General features: G+C 60.5%; 12 protein-coding genes. All 12 read left to right on the plus strand.

Going from position 1 to position 14,628, the window contains the following annotated elements:
* Nucleotides 1-28: 28 nt before the first annotated feature.
* The 12 genes from ACA060_RS16040 (at nucleotide 29) to ACA060_RS16095 (ending at nucleotide 14,584) form a co-directional block, all read left to right on the plus strand.
* Nucleotides 29-793, plus strand: a complete 765-nt coding sequence (locus ACA060_RS16040; RefSeq protein ID WP_497311756.1) for an alpha/beta hydrolase — start codon at nucleotides 29-31, stop codon at nucleotides 791-793.
* Nucleotides 702-2,471 carry a polysaccharide biosynthesis tyrosine autokinase gene (locus ACA060_RS16045; RefSeq protein WP_497318268.1) on the plus strand — a complete coding sequence of 590 codons (1,770 nt, stop codon included), beginning with the start codon at nucleotides 702-704 and terminating at the stop codon, nucleotides 2,469-2,471. The genes ACA060_RS16040 and ACA060_RS16045 overlap by 92 nt, the downstream gene beginning before the upstream one ends.
* A 146-nt stretch (nucleotides 2,472-2,617) precedes the next feature.
* Nucleotides 2,618-4,009, plus strand: a complete 1,392-nt coding sequence (locus tag ACA060_RS16050) for an undecaprenyl-phosphate glucose phosphotransferase (protein ID WP_497311757.1) — start codon at nucleotides 2,618-2,620, stop codon at nucleotides 4,007-4,009.
* A 46-nt stretch (nucleotides 4,010-4,055) separates the two neighbouring features.
* Nucleotides 4,056-5,396, plus strand: a complete 1,341-nt coding sequence (locus ACA060_RS16055) for a UDP-glucose dehydrogenase family protein (RefSeq protein WP_497311758.1) — start codon at nucleotides 4,056-4,058, stop codon at nucleotides 5,394-5,396.
* A gap of 13 nt (nucleotides 5,397-5,409) precedes the next feature.
* Nucleotides 5,410-6,114 carry a WecB/TagA/CpsF family glycosyltransferase gene (locus ACA060_RS16060; protein WP_497311759.1) on the plus strand — a complete coding sequence of 235 codons (705 nt, stop codon included), beginning with the start codon at nucleotides 5,410-5,412 and terminating at the stop codon, nucleotides 6,112-6,114.
* Nucleotides 6,115-6,116: 2 nt separating this feature from the next.
* Nucleotides 6,117-7,199 carry a glycosyltransferase gene (locus ACA060_RS16065; RefSeq protein WP_497311760.1) on the plus strand — a complete coding sequence of 361 codons (1,083 nt, stop codon included), beginning with the start codon at nucleotides 6,117-6,119 and terminating at the stop codon, nucleotides 7,197-7,199.
* Nucleotides 7,196-8,308, plus strand: a complete 1,113-nt coding sequence (locus ACA060_RS16070) for a glycosyltransferase (protein ID WP_497311761.1) — start codon at nucleotides 7,196-7,198, stop codon at nucleotides 8,306-8,308. Before ACA060_RS16065 ends, ACA060_RS16070 begins: the two co-directional genes overlap by 4 nt.
* Nucleotides 8,305-9,618, plus strand: a complete 1,314-nt coding sequence (locus ACA060_RS16075) for an O-antigen ligase family protein (RefSeq protein WP_497311762.1) — start codon at nucleotides 8,305-8,307, stop codon at nucleotides 9,616-9,618. Before ACA060_RS16070 ends, ACA060_RS16075 begins: the two co-directional genes overlap by 4 nt.
* Before the next feature lie 19 nt (nucleotides 9,619-9,637).
* Nucleotides 9,638-10,591 carry a glycosyltransferase family 2 protein gene (locus ACA060_RS16080; protein ID WP_497311763.1) on the plus strand — a complete coding sequence of 318 codons (954 nt, stop codon included), beginning with the start codon at nucleotides 9,638-9,640 and terminating at the stop codon, nucleotides 10,589-10,591.
* 13 nt (nucleotides 10,592-10,604) lie between these two features.
* On the plus strand, nucleotides 10,605-12,023 hold the full coding sequence (locus ACA060_RS16085) for an oligosaccharide flippase family protein (protein WP_497311764.1): 1,419 nt from the start codon (nucleotides 10,605-10,607) through the stop codon (nucleotides 12,021-12,023).
* 30 nt (nucleotides 12,024-12,053) lie between these two features.
* A complete protein-coding gene (galE, locus tag ACA060_RS16090) occupies nucleotides 12,054-13,109 on the plus strand; it encodes a UDP-glucose 4-epimerase GalE (RefSeq protein ID WP_109632260.1) in 1,056 nt (351 codons plus the stop codon).
* A complete protein-coding gene (locus ACA060_RS16095; protein ID WP_497311765.1) occupies nucleotides 13,109-14,584 on the plus strand; it encodes a family 16 glycosylhydrolase in 1,476 nt (491 codons plus the stop codon). The genes galE and ACA060_RS16095 overlap by 1 nt, the downstream gene beginning before the upstream one ends.
* Nucleotides 14,585-14,628: the final 44 nt, after the last annotated feature.

Consider the following 14,628-nt stretch of genomic DNA (forward strand, 5'->3'; position numbering starts at 1 on the left):
GTCAATGTCGCCCACTAAAGTTAGTCGAATGCCACGAACCCTGGTGTTAATCGTCGTCATCCTGGCCGCGTTGTACCTGGCGCTCTGTGCGGCGCTGTTCGTGTTTCAGCGTTCGCTGATCTACTTCCCGCAACCCAGCGCCATCGAGACGCCCGAAACGCTCCTCAAGCTGACCGTAGAGGGTGCCGAGGTGAGGGTGTCGGTCAGGCCCCGCGACGGGCCGAAGGCGTTGATCTATTTCGGCGGTAATGCCGAGGACGTCTCTCGCAACCTGCCCGGGTTCGCCCAGGCGTTTCCGGAGCATGCGATCTATTTGCTGCACTATCGAGGTTTCGGGGGAAGCTCGGGCTCGCCTTCGGAGGAGTCGATCCAGCGCGATGCCATGACCTTGTTCGACAAGGTCTACAACTCCCACTCCCAAATCGCCGTGGTCGGACGCAGTCTCGGTTCAGGCGTCGCCGTGCGCCTCGCCAGCCAGCGCCCGGCCTCGAGCCTGATCCTGATCACGCCTTACAACAGCCTGGAAGACCTCGCCGTGCGCCAGTTCCCGTGGTTTCCGGTGAAGTGGCTGCTGCAGGAGCGCTTTGAATCATGGAAGTACGCGGCGCACATCACGATGCCGACGCTGCTGATCGCGGCGGAGCACGATGAAGTCATACCGCGCTCCAGCACCGAGCAGCTCTTCACGCATTTCGCCAAAGGTGTGGCCACGCTGCGGGTCATACCGGGCGTGGGCCACAATTCCATTTCCGAGAGCCCTGAATACCTCAAGCTGCTGGGCGCAGCCCTGTGAACAAAGCAGCTCTGCAACGTGTAGCAGCTGCCGAGCCTGCGAGGCTGCGTTCGGCTGCGAACTCCGCTACGACAATGCCGACGGCATCAATGACGACAAAGAGCGTAATACCGCCGGCCTGACCACCACCTGGTATCACCGCATCGGCAGCAATACCCGTGGCCTGCTCGAATACGACCACACCCAGTTTGATTACCAGCAGCCTGACAGCCCGCGCAGCAGCAAATCCAATGCCGTGCTCGCCGGTGCCGTATGGGACATCACCGCAAAGACCACCGGCGACTTGAGCCGGCTCTCCAGTGTGCCGGCGGTCTTGAGTAACCCGTTGGTCCAGCAATTCCAGGCGGACCGAGCCAAGGCGCAAGCCAAGGTCGATGAGCTCGCGGGGCGCTACGGGTCGAAACACCCTAGCCTGATTTCCGCGCAATCGGAATTGCGCGCCGCGACCACCAGCCTGCAGTTGCAGGTTCAGCAAGTGGTCGCCGGGATCGAACGCCAATTCCAGCTGGCCTCGGCCAGTGAAGCCTCGCTTCGCCAATCCTTCAACAGCAACAAGGCGCAGATCCAGGACATTGCCCGCAAGGAATTCCAGTTGCGCGAGTTCCAGCGTGAAGTCGACAGCACCCGCGCACTGTATGAAACCTTCGTCACCCGCTTGAAGGAAACCGCCGCCACCGCCGACATGGACTCCACCAAAGTGCGCATCGTCGATCCGGCCATTGTGCCTGTCGAAGCGAGCAAGCCCCGTAAAACATTGATTGTGGGGATCGTCGGGTTAATCGCGACGGTAATCGGCATGGCGCTGGCGTTGCTCATGGACAAACTGAGCAACACCTTCAAGACCGATGAGTCGATTGAAAGCACGCTGAACATTCCGCTGCTCAGCGTCGTTCCCCTGGTCATGAAGAAAAGCCGTCGGCAACTGGCGCGGTTGTTCGAAGACAATGAAAATCCGCGCTTCTCCGAGACCATTCGCAACCTGCGCACCTGGCTGATGTTGCAAAGCAGTGACATGCCGTCGCAGGTGGTGCTGGTCACCTCGACCGTCGCCGGTGAAGGCAAAAGCACGATTGCCAACAACCTGGCCAGCTCACTCACACCTCTGGAACGTGTGCTGCTGATCGATGCCGACATGCGTCAGCCAACCCTGTCGCTGAACTTCGACTTTCCGCCCGACAGCCCGGGACTGGCGAATGTGATCGCGGGCACTGCCCGGCTCGAAGACTGCATCGTTTCGGTGGGCAATCTGGACATGCTGCCAGCCGGGAGGATGGCGCCTGTATCGCAGGATCTGTTCACCGCACCGCGCCTGCCGTCTCCTGCGGACCCGCTAAGTTCGGCACGCCAGCCGCCGCCACAGGACCTGCTCAGTTCACCGCGCATGGCGCGCATGCTGGAGGTGCTCAAGACGCGTTACCGCCACATCATCATCGACTCTCCCCCTGCAGAGATGATCAGCGACGCGCTGTTGCTGGCCAGGCATTCGGATGCCGTGATCTATGTGGTCAAGGCCGACAGCACGCCGATCAATCAGGTGCAGCGAGGCATTTCGATGTTGCAACAAAGCCACGTGCCGGTGTTCGGCGCAGTGCTCAATCAAGTCGATCTGCGCAAGGCGCGCAAGTACGGCTACAACCATTCCCGAACGTTCTACAACTACGACTTCGCGCCCCGGTAACTACCCCGCGCGGCAGCCTGCCGTTACACCGCTTCTACCATCACGACACCTTGCTTCACCTCTGCCGACTCCTCAAAAGCCTGCGGGAGCCACGCCTGCCTGCTCCATCAGCGCCGACGAATCCACTCTGCCTCGAGGTCAAGCCCATGACTCCGCAGTACACCGCTCACGTTGCACATCGCCGAGGCCTGACGTTCTGGGGCCAGTGGTTGTGCGCGATGACACTGGCCATCTCGCTGCTGACGCTCCTGGTGTTTTGGCGTGTCGGCAGTCTGACCAGCGAATACCGCATCCTGATGATTCTTACCGTGCTCGGTTCGGTGCCCATCTACAGCATGATGCAGGTCTACCACAAGCGACATGGCCTGGTGGTCGGGCTCGGCCGGTTACTGGCCGGCTGGTTGATCCTGCTGGCGGTGCTGGCGGCCATTGCTTTCATCACCCAGACCAGTGCGATTTACTCGCGCCAGGTCATCATGGTCTGGGCCGTGCTGGGCTTTTTCGTCCAGGCGGCGAGTTTTCTGCCCTTGCATTATTTCGCCCGACTGCACTCGCGAATGATCTTCAAGGAACGTCGCTCGGTGATCATCGGCACTTGCCCGACCGCCCACGAACTCGCGAAAAAGCTCTCCCGGCCGAACCGTGCGCAGGTATTGGGGTTCATCGCCGCCGCCGATAACAACGGCCCGGCACCGAGCATTCTGCCGCTGCTGGGTCACGTCGACGGGATCCGCGAGATCATCACTCGCCTGGACGTACGCCGTGTCTACATTGTCCTGACGATGGCGCATGCCGCCACCATCGAAGCGCTCTACATCGATCTGCTGGACATGAACGTCGACGTGGTGTGGATCCCGGATTTCGGCAGCATGGTGCTGCTCAACCACTCGATCTCTGAAATCGAGCGAATGCCGGCGATTTACCTCAACGAGAGCCTGATCAGCTCGCACCCCGCCAGCCTGTTTTGCAAGGACCTGTTCGAACGCAGCCTGGCCGCCGTGGCCATTGTTGCCCTCAGTCCGTTGCTCTTGCTGGTGGCGATCGCCGTCAAGCTGACCTCCGCCGGTCCCGTGCTGTTCAAGCAAAATCGCCACGGCTGCAATGGCGAAGTGATCAAGGTCTGGAAGTTTCGTTCGATGCGCCTCCACGACGATCGCGAAGTGCAGCAGGCCACCCGTGACGATGAGCGCGTCACGCCGCTCGGGCGCTTTCTGCGCCGCAGCTCCATCGACGAATTACCGCAGCTGTTCAACGTGTTGTTCGGGCAAATGGCCCTGGTCGGCCCCCGCCCGCATGCCGTCACCCACAACATTTACTACACCGGCAAAGTCCGCGCCTACATGGCCCGTCACCGCCTCAAACCGGGGATTACCGGGTTGGCTCAGATCACCGGGCATCGGGGCGAAACCGAAACGGTGGAAAAGATGCAGCTACGGGTCGCCCAGGACCTCAACTACATCAACCAATGGTCGCTGTGGCTGGACATCAAGATCCTCATCAAGACGCCCTTCACCTTGTTCTCGAAAAACATCTATTGACCCCTGCCCAACGTTGATCGCTGTCACGACGACCTGAGGTTTGATCATGAATGTGAGCGTATTCGGTATTGGTTACGTGGGACTTGTCCAAGGCGCCGCGCTGGCGGAAGTGGGCCACAACGTCCTCTGTGTGGATGTCGACGCCGACAAGGTGCAGGCACTGAAGGACGGCACGCTGCCGCTCTATGAGCCGGGGCTGAAAAGCCTGGTCCTCAACAATTACCACAGTGGACGACTGCAGTTCGGCACCGACCTTGCCAGCGCCGTCCACCATGGTGATGTGCTGTTGATTGCCGTGGGCACACCGCCTGACGAGGACGGCTCGGCAGACCTCAAACATGTACTGAGCGTTGCGCAAACCATCGCGCTGAACATGGACCGGCATCACATCATCGTCGATAAATCCACCGTACCCGTCGGGACCGGCGACCAGGTGCGCGCGCACATCGAACAGGTGCTGGCCGACAACGGCCGCGGCGACCTGACCTTCGACGTGGTCTCCAACCCCGAATTTCTCAAGGAAGGTTGCGCGGTCGAAGACTGCATGCGCCCGGACCGGATCATCATCGGCACCGACAGTCAGCACGCCGAAGAGGTCATGCGGGAACTGTACGAACCGTTCAATCGCAACCGCGAAAAGATCATCGTCATGGACCTGCGCAGCGCCGAGCTGACCAAGTACGCCGCCAACAGCATGTTGGCGACCAAGATCAGCTTCATGAACGAAATGGCCAGCCTCGCCGAAAAACTCGGTGCCGATATCGAGATGGTCAGGCATGGCATCGGCTCTGATCCGCGCATCGGTTATCAATTCATCTATCCGGGTGTGGGCTACGGCGGATCGTGTTTCCCCAAGGACGTCAAGGCGCTGATACACGCCGCCGCCAGCGTCGACATCGACGCTCGGTTACTCAAGGCCGTCGAGTCGCGCAACGACGAACAGAAAGCCAGCCTGTACACGAAGATTTTCAATCACTTCGACGGCGCACTCCGCGGCAAGACCTTTGCCCTGTGGGGCCTGAGCTTCAAACCCAACACCGACGACATGCGCGAAGCCCCCAGCCGGGTGTTGATGGAAGCCTTGTGGCGCGCCGGCGCCAGCGTCCAGGCGTTCGACCCCAAAGCCATGGAAGAGGCCCAGCGCATATATGGCTCGCGCGATGACTTGACGCTGGCGGGCACCAAGGAAGCGGCGCTGAAAAATGCCGACGCCTTGATCATCGTCACCGAGTGGCAATCGTTTCGCGCGCCTGACTTCGACCTGCTCGGCCGGCAGCTCAAGCAACCGCTGATTTTTGACGGACGCAACTTGTTCGATCCGCAGCGGTTGAGCAAACGCGGCTTTACCTACGTCTCCGTGGGTCGCCAGACCTGCCCGGTCCTCTGAAAGGAGTCGCGCCATGATCAGGTTGCAAATAGTCAGGCATTACTCACCGAAGTTACTCGACGCCAATCAGGCTTATTCCTTCATCAACTTTGCGTCTATCGGCTGCCTTTTCGAACAGGCCCCAGGCACCGTCGCCTACTTTTGCGACGGCATGCTGATGTCGACGTTCATGTCGCGCGTGACCGGCCGGACGATCGGCCGGGTCAGCTTTGATTTCACGTCGATTGCCGACGCTGTGCTCAGCAGCGCCGAGCAACAGGGCAAGCGCGTGTATTTCGTCGGCGCCCGCCAGGCTGAACTCGATCTGTTTGTCGGCAAGATCAAGATCCTCTATCCGCGGCTGAGCATCGCCGGTTATCACAACGGCTACTTCGATGCGTCCCAGGCCCGGTGCATTCAGGCCGACATCTGCCGCAGCGAAGCCGACATCCTGATCGTCGGCCTGGGCGCCGGGCTGCAGGAGCAGTTCGAACAGGATGCGCTGCGCGCAGGTTTCCGTGGTGTCGCCTTCACCTGTGGCGGGTTCATCCGCCAGGAAGCCATGGCCACGCGGCCTTACTACCCGCCAGTGATCAATCGATTGCATCTGCGCGCTTTTTATCGGATGTATCGCGAGCCCCATACGATCAAACGCTACCTCATCGATTACCCCAGCAACTTTTTGCACCTGTTGACGATGATCGTTCAGCGCAAAGTCGCCATCAGCGTTGGGGAATGACCATGCACATCCTCTTCATTCTCAAGGACTTCAAAACGGGCGGCGGCATCGAGCGCGTCCAGCAGCGGTTGTCCGAGCAGTTTCTCAAGGACGGCCAGCGTGTGAGTTTTTTCGTCATGAACGGTGACACGCCAGACACTGAAGGTGCGTCAACGCTGGGCAGCGCCAGTGGCAGCGGCATCGTCGGGTTGCTCAAGTCCATTGTGCTGTTGCGCCGGCTCATTCGCCGTGAGGGCGTTACCCACCTGATTTCCGCCAAGGAGCAGGCCAACCTCTGCACCTGGTTCGCCACCCTGGGCCGTCCTTGCAAAGTCATTTATAGCCGCCACGCGGCACTGGATTGCACTGAACAGAAAACCGGCCCTTCAAGCCTGCGCCTGCTCTATTCGTTGTACCTCTGTGGCAGCGGCAAGGTGGTCACGGTCTCCACAGCCTTGCGCCAGTCCCTCGTCAACTGGATGCCCTGGGGTCGGCAACGGATCCGCTATTGCCCCAACGCCGTCGTCACCGAACAACTGCTTCACGCCGCACAAGCGCCGCTGCCCGCCGATTTGCCCCGCGACTATTGGTTGAGCCTGGGCCGACTAGTGGAACCTAAAGGGTTTCATCTGTTGCTGGAGGCCTATGCCCTGGCGTTGCGCAGCGAAGCATTGCCGGACCTGGTGATCGTCGGTGACGGTCCCTTGCTCGACGCACTGACCACTCAGGCAAGCCGACTGGGCATCACGCACCGGGTGCATTTCACCGGTTTCATGAGCAACCCCTATCCGCTGCTGAGGCACGCACGGCTGTTCATTCTGAGCTCGGTGCAGGAAGGCATGCCGACCGTCCTGATCGAGGCGCTCGCGCTGGGCACACCCGTGCTGGCATGCGACTGCGAGACCGGGCCCAGGGAACTGCTGGACAACGGTCGACTGGGTCAACTGGTTGCCGTGAACGATGCACCGGCGTTAGCGCGGGGAATGCTGCAAAGCCTGGCGGCACAGAACGGCGTTGCACCCAGCGCAAAAATGCTCAGTGACGCCATCCATCCGTACACCAGCCAGTACGCCGCACAAGCGTATTACCAGGTATGGAACCAATGAAAAAGTTGCTGATTATCCTGCATGACCTCAGCGCAGGCGGGGCTGAAAAAATGATGGCTCGCCTTGCCGGTGCCCTGGTGGACGCAGGCAATGACGTGACATTGCTGATGCTAACCGGCGGCGGTTTCCATGCGGTGAACCTCGACCCGCGTGTCAAGAAAGTCGAATTGCAAAGCCAGCGCACCGCCCGTGCGGTGCCGGCCCTCGCGAGATTTCTGCGCGCCAATCGCTTTGACGCACAACTGGCGGCCCTCACTCACGTCAACGTGGTGGCCATCATCGCCGCCTCACTGTCAGGGACACTGGCACGGCTACACGTCAGCGAACGCAACACGTTTTCCCATGACAAGCACGTCAACCCCGGCTTCATGGTGCGCCTGGCGTACCGGGTGGCACCGCTGTTGTATCGGCTCATCCCCAACCCTGTCATCTGCGTCTCGCGAGGCGTCGCCCAGGACCTGGTCGACACCACCCTTGCACGTCTGAAGGACGTGACCATTGCCGACAATCCGGTCCTCGATGACGACTTTCGCGACAGGCAACCGGGGCCGCCGAGCCACCGCTGGCTGCTGCAAAAGTCCAGCCCGGTGATTGTCGCCGTGGGTCGTCTCGCCCCGCAAAAGGGCTTTGACACCTTGATCAACGCCTTCGCGAGGTTGCCCGACGCCAACGTTCGTCTGATCATTTTTGGCGAAGGCGCGCTCAGGGCGCAGTTGCTTGAGCAGGCACGCACGCTGGGTGTGGCTGATCGATTCGACTTGCCAGGCTACACCCGCGATCCCCTGGCAGAAGTGGCCGCGGCCGACTGCTTTGTCCTGTCGTCACGTTTCGAGGGCAGTCCCAACGCGCTGGTCGAAGCCTTGTCCACTGGCACCCCGGTGGTGTCGACACGCTGCCCCCATGGCCCACAAGACATTCTCATGGGTGGCCTCGTCGCGCCGCTGGTGGCCGTCGACGACCCAAGCGCGTTGGCGCAGGCGATCACCCTGCAACTCTCGACACCGCCAGACCTGCAACGCCAGTCCCGCATCGAGGCCGCCGCGCGTTTCATGAATGCCAGCGCGGTAGAAACCTACCTCGCCGCGTTGCTCCGCAGGCCATCGCCATGAGCACACTGGAAATCAGATATTCCACGCTACGCGACGCGTTCACGTTGTTCGGCGTGCTGTTCTACATCCAGGTGATTACGTTTGTCCTCAGCCTGGGTGGCGCCTCCAGCTTCGGCGACATCGATAAAGACCTCGAAGGCAACGTCGCCAACCAGATCTGCGGTCTCATCACCCTGCTGGTGCCCTTGTTCTTCTTCATCCGCAACAAGGTGTTCCTCAGCAAAACCTTTTACCGCAGCAACTTCTTTCTGCTGCTGTTCATGTTCTGTGTGATCGCTTCAATCGGCTGGTCCCACGACCCGATGCTGAGTTTCAAGCGGTTTATCGCGATGCTCAGCGTGGTGTTTTTTGCCGGTTTCATTGCCTACAACTACCCCCTTGAAAAAATCACCTTCATGCTCGGCTGCGCCATCGGCGTGGCGGCGTTGATCGGGTTGATGCTCGCCGTCGTCATGCCGGACGTCGCGTTCTTGTCCGGTGGGATTCGCGACGGCGCCTTCAAGGGGATTTTCGCCGAAAAGAACGCCGGGGCACGGCTCAACGCAATCGCCATCCTGCTGTTGCTGCCGATGATCCGCCAACGTAACCGCTGGGCGCTCTTCTGCTCGTTTTTTTCACTAGTCGCCATCCTGCTCGCCCAGTCGGCGACCGGCGTGGCCTTGATCATTTCCGGAACGCTGAGCTACTGGTATTTCCTCACCTTGATCCGCTTGCGCATGCACCGCTCGCAGTGGCTGTTCTTCGGTTGCACGCTGGTGTTTCTGCTGGTTTGCCTGTTGTTGTACAGCCACGTTGCGTGGTTGCTGGAGATCGCCGGTCGCGATCCGTCGCTCACTGACCGCACGTTGATCTGGGAGCTGCTCGCGCCGTTTGTCGATCAACAATGGTTCAAGGGTTACGGCTTCGGTGCCTTCTGGGCCAGCCCCGATGCCAGTGTCTTCATCAATCGCTGGGGCTACATCGGCAACGCCCACAGCGGCTACATGGAGACCCTGCTCAACGGCGGCGTTATCCAGTTGACGGCGCTGGCGTTGCTGCTGGGCGAAGCGCTGTTCAAACAATACCGCGCCGTAACGGCGAACCAGGCGGCCCGGTTTCGTGCCAGCGCCCTGGTCATCATCGGTTTGTTCGTCGTCACCAATTATGTGGCGTACGTGATTCCCAACTATCGCTCCGCCGAGTTCCTGGTGTTCTGCACATTGGCCCTGTCATTTCGGCATCACCACGCGACATTCCCCGAGTTATCACCGACACCCCTGCGTCAGCGTCCGTCTGGCAGGGATTTAGCGCGCGATTCAGCCCAGGCGTGACAAAAAGGAGAAACAACCCGTGCCCAACCAAGCCTCCCCTTTACCTCATTCAGTGTGCGTCGTGATCCCGATGTACAACGGCGCCGACAGCATCGAGCAAACGCTGGCGTCCCTGGTCGAGCAGACCCGGCTGCCCGATCACGTCATCGTCGTCGACGATGGTTCCACCGATGACGGGCCACAACGGGTCAGGGACTTCGTGGCGCCGTACCGCCTGACGCTGTTGCAGCAGGCCAACGAAGGCCAGGCCAGTGCCCGCAACCACGGAATGCGACACAGTGAAGAAACGTTTGTGGCGCTGCTCGATGCCGATGATCAATTTCGTCCGCAAAAGCTCGAGCTGCAATTGGCGCTGTACGACGAACTCACTCGTCAGGGACGGCCGGTGGGGCTGATCGACTGCTACACCCAGGTCAATTACAGCGACGGCCGGCGGCAACTGGACAACCGGCGCAAGAGTGGTCGGCATTTCTACGATTTCATCCACGCCAACGTCCTCAATGGCGTATCCACCGCGCTGGTCAAGCGCGAGGTGATCATGCAATACGGCGGCTTCGATGCCAGCCTGCGTTACTCCGAAGACCGCTTCATGTGGACCCGGATCGCCGAACACTGGGAGGTCCACACGGTGCCACAGGTGCTGCTGGAGCGCACGGTCAACGGCGGCAACATGACCGCGCAACCGAAAAAATACTATGGGAACAAACTCAGGTTCATCGACGTGTACCTCGCCCGCTATGGCGAGCAGCTCAGCAAGCAGCAACGGATCGATTTCGTGCTGGGCAACCACACCGATTTTCTCAATGCCTTTTCCCGACGTGGCGAGCATGCCGAAGTGATCGGCGTGTACCGGCGAATGCTGGAGTATTCCTGGCAAACGCTGATCTTCGCCAACGGCAAACCGACCTTGCGCTACCTCTATGCCTGCGCTCGAACCCTGCGCAAGGCAAGGGCCTCAACCACCGCCCATTGAACCGGTATCCGCCATGGCCAATCACCGTCTGGTGACATTGATCTGGATCTTCACCGAAAAATTCGGCCTGATCTTCCTGTCGATGATTACCTTTGTCGCGTATGCCAGGCTGCTGTCGCCGGCAGAGTTGGGTGTGGGCACCGTCATCATCGCCGTCGTCGAGTTGATCGGCCTGGTGTATTCATCGGTGCTGGAAGACCCGCTGGTACGACTCGAACGGCTGGAGGACAAACACATCGCCACGGCGTTCTGGGCGGCGGTACTCGTCAGCCTGGTGTCCATCGTCGTCATCTCGGGCGCAGCGATGCTGTACACGCCCGATCCGGTGTTGCAATGGATGACGGCGGCGGCCTCGGTGAAAATCCTGTTCACCATGATGGCGCGGGTCTATGTGGCGCAAATGCGCCGCAGCGGTAACTTCAGGATGCTCGCGTCACGCACGTTACTGGGCAAAGTGTGTGGCGGTGTGGGCGGCATTGCTGTCGCACTCTGGGGATTAGGGGCCTGGGCGGTGATTGCCCAGGCGCTGATCATGGAACTGGTGTCCATCATCGTGTTGATGCGCGGCGACCGGCGACGCATTGCCTTTCATATCGACGGCCCGGTCTTGCGCGAACTGTTGAAGTCCGGAGCGCCGGTGGCCGTCAACGCGCTGAGTTCGCAAGCGCTGCAACGCGGGGTCAATGTGGTTTTGGGCATGACGGCCGGCACCAACGCGGTGGGCATGTTCAATATGGCGATGCGCATCATCGATCTGCCGCGCACGGCGATCTACCACGGTCTGATCAGTTATGCGCTGCCGGTGTTTGCCCGGCGTAGCGCCGATCCATCACGGTTGCGCGCGATCATCAGCGATTCGACCGCCGTCAGCGGCTTCCTGCTGACGCCCCTGTTCATCGGCATCGCACTCACGGCGCACGACGTGATCCTGTTGATCTTCGGCGCCAAATGGACCGAGGCCATTCCCCTGCTGCAAGTGCTGGCGTGCACCGCCGCTATCGGCAATACCGCCATGTATGCCACGACCGCGCTAATTGCCGTCAACCGCAGCCACCTGACCATCAAGGCCGAAGTGGCAACCACGGTACTGGCTCTGGCGCTGGTTTACAGCTTCGGCAGTCTGTATGGCGGCATGGCGGCCGCCCTCGCTCTGCTGGCGAGGATGCTGATCATCACGCCGCTGCAAATCCGCGGACTCAACACGGCCATCGGTTATGGCTGGCACCGATTCTTCGACGCCAATTACCGCAGCATGATCGCCTCGCTCGTCATGGCCGCAACCGTCCTGATGGTGGCTCCCCGAATGGGCTTTGAAGGCTATCTGAACCTGATTTGCACCATCGGTATTGGCGCCCTGAGCTATGCCGTGGCGTACAGCGTATTGCACCCACGCTGGCCGCAAGAATTCAAAACGGTATTCACCGCCCGCTGAATTCCCCCCCTGAGACAGGAACACCTCACCATGTCTAAAACCACGCTTATTACTGGCGGGGCCGGCTACATTGGCTCCCATACTGCATTGGCGCTTATTAATGCCGGGCACTCTGTGCTGGTGCTCGACAACCTGTGCAACAGCTGTCGAGAGTGCATCGCGCGCCTTGAGCTGCTGACCCACACCCGGGTCGATTTCATCAATGGCGACATTGGCGACTCGGTCTTGCTCGACCAGATTTTCAGCCGTTACGACGTCGATGCCGTGGTGCATTTTGCGAGCCTCAAATCCGTCGAAGAAAGCCTTCGCAAGCCTTTGGACTATTACGCCAACAATGTCGCCGGGACACTCAATCTGTGCCGGGCGATGGTGCGTCATGAAGTCTTCAATCTGGTGTTCAGCTCCTCGGCGACGGTGTACGGCGACCCTGCGCAAACCCCGATCCTGGAAGACATCGGCACCGGCAAACCGGTCAATCCCTATGGCCGCACCAAACTCATGATCGAGGAGTTGCTCACCGACCTGTGCCACGCGGACCCACGCTGGAGCATTGCCTTGTTGCGCTACTTCAACCCGATCGGTGCCCACGAAAGCGGGATAATCGGCGAAGACCCTCGCGGGCGCCCCGCCAATTTGCTGCCGTGCCTGACCCAGGTGGCGATCGGACGGATTCCCGAACTCACGGTGTACGGCTGCGACTATCCCACCGTGGACGGAACCTGCGTGCGCGATTACATCCATGTGGTCGACCTTGCCATCGGCCACCTCAAGGCGCTGGAGGTGTTGCAAGGCAAAGGCGGCATCAACGCCTGGAACCTGGGCACCGGCATCGGCTACAGCGTGTTGCAGATCATCCAGAGTTTCGAGGACATTACCGGTATCACCATTCCCTACCGCTTCGCCCCGCGACGTGCCGGTGACATTGCCAAATGCTGGGCGGACCCGAGCAAGGCTGGACGTGAGCTGGGCTGGAGCGCGCAACGCGACCTGGAACAGATGATCGTCGATACCTGGCGGTGGCAGTCGCGCAATCCGCAGGGGTATCAGTCGGCCCTCGACATACCGGCCCTGGTGACGGCGAAGTAATGCAGATGCTCAGCCACTATCTGCTGGTCCTGCTGTGGTCGGTTTCACTGGCTGGCACGGCGGCGCAAGCGGCCTCCCGTCCGCCGGCCAGCGGCCTGGTGCTGTGGCTCGACGCGGCCGACGCATCAACCATGACCGTCGATGCACAGGACCGTGTGCAGTCCTGGCGCGACAAATCCGGCCATTCCAACGACGCCACGGCAGACGATGCCGCCTTGGCACCGAAGCAGGTGGCGAACGCCCTGAACGGTCAATCGGTGCTGCGTTTCAGTGGCGTTTCGGGGTTTCTGGGCAAAAACATCCGCAGCGCAAAAGGCCCGGTCACGGTATTGCTCGTCTCCCTTCGGCCAGAAGAAGCCAATGTTGACCCCTGGCAGCGGCTGTTCAGTTCGCGACCGCAAATCGCAAACAACGATAACGTGTTGCCGAATTTCGCCATCAGCCTGCGACAGACCACCGCGTATGCGCCGACCATTTCCGTGCTGGAGCTTTTCGATGTGCCGATCGGTCCGTATGCCGTCGGGCGCAACGTGGGTGGCAAGGACGAAAACTTCCGCGGCGACATCGCCGAAGTGCTGGTCTACGACCGCCCGTTTGCCTCCCTCGCCGAGCGGCAACAAGCGTTTGAGTACCTGGCGGACAAATGGTCCATGGTCGTTCCCAGACTGGCCGACACCTGGACCCGTGTCGGACCGCTGGGCACGTTGCCGGTCCATACCAACCCCGACCTGCCGCTGTCTGATCAGGCCAATGCCGGCCAGTGGGCACTCGACACCAACCTGTCCGACGACTTCAACGGCCCCACCCTCGATCTTGCACGTTGGCACGTCAACAATGCCCAAGGGAACGAATCGCTCGGACGCAAACCGGCGCTGTTCAAGCCGGACAATGCAAGGGTCCACGATGGCCACCTGAACATCGTCTTCCGCAAGGAAACCTTGCCGCAGAAGTACGTCAAGCTCGGCTTCAAGGACTACTCCTCGGCGATGGTTCGCACCCATTCGCGTGGGCTCTTCGGGTATTACGAAGCGCGCGCCAAACCCATGAATTCGGCAGGCTCCAGCGCCCTCTGGCTGGCCTGGACGGGCATGGCCGACAACGCCACCGAAATCGACATCTTCGAAATCGGCGGCAAGACCAAGAACGCGGCGCTCGATCGTTCGTACAACATGAATGCCCACCTGTGGGCCACGCCACAAAGCACCGAACATATTGCCGATGGCAGCACCTGGATCAGTCCATGGCGCCTGGCGGATACCTTCCATATCTACGGCTTCGACTGGCAGCCCGACACCCTGCGCTGGTATGTCGATGGCGTGCTGGTCCGGGAATCGAAGAACCACCATTTCTTCTTCCCGATGCAGATTGTCTTTGACAGTGAGGCGATGTGGCAGTGGTTCGGCGTGGTTGACGATGCTGACCTGCCCTCTACCTTCAGCGTCGATTACGTCAAGGTGTGGCAACGCAGTCGATAGCCGCCACACCAGATCGACAACCGCACGGGTCAAATCTCTATCGG

This window comes from Pseudomonas sp. LBUM1671, assembly GCF_059695685.1.

Bases quoted from the DNA above. Each gene is read 5' to 3' on its own strand.
- ACA060_RS16040 (WP_497311756.1), top strand. From the start codon at position 29: ATGCCACGAACCCTGGTGTTAATCGTCGTCATCCTGGCCGCGTTGTAC.
- ACA060_RS16050 (WP_497311757.1), top strand. From the start codon at position 2,618: ATGACTCCGCAGTACACCGCTCACGTTGCACATCGCCGAGGCCTGACG.
- ACA060_RS16055 (WP_497311758.1), top strand. From the start codon at position 4,056: ATGAATGTGAGCGTATTCGGTATTGGTTACGTGGGACTTGTCCAAGGC.
- ACA060_RS16060 (WP_497311759.1), top strand. From the start codon at position 5,410: ATGATCAGGTTGCAAATAGTCAGGCATTACTCACCGAAGTTACTCGAC.
- ACA060_RS16065 (WP_497311760.1), top strand. From the start codon at position 6,117: ATGCACATCCTCTTCATTCTCAAGGACTTCAAAACGGGCGGCGGCATC.
- ACA060_RS16070 (WP_497311761.1), top strand. From the start codon at position 7,196: ATGAAAAAGTTGCTGATTATCCTGCATGACCTCAGCGCAGGCGGGGCT.
- ACA060_RS16075 (WP_497311762.1), top strand. From the start codon at position 8,305: ATGAGCACACTGGAAATCAGATATTCCACGCTACGCGACGCGTTCACG.
- ACA060_RS16085 (WP_497311764.1), top strand. From the start codon at position 10,605: ATGGCCAATCACCGTCTGGTGACATTGATCTGGATCTTCACCGAAAAA.
- galE (WP_109632260.1), top strand. From the start codon at position 12,054: ATGTCTAAAACCACGCTTATTACTGGCGGGGCCGGCTACATTGGCTCC.
- ACA060_RS16095 (WP_497311765.1), top strand. From the start codon at position 13,109: ATGCAGATGCTCAGCCACTATCTGCTGGTCCTGCTGTGGTCGGTTTCA.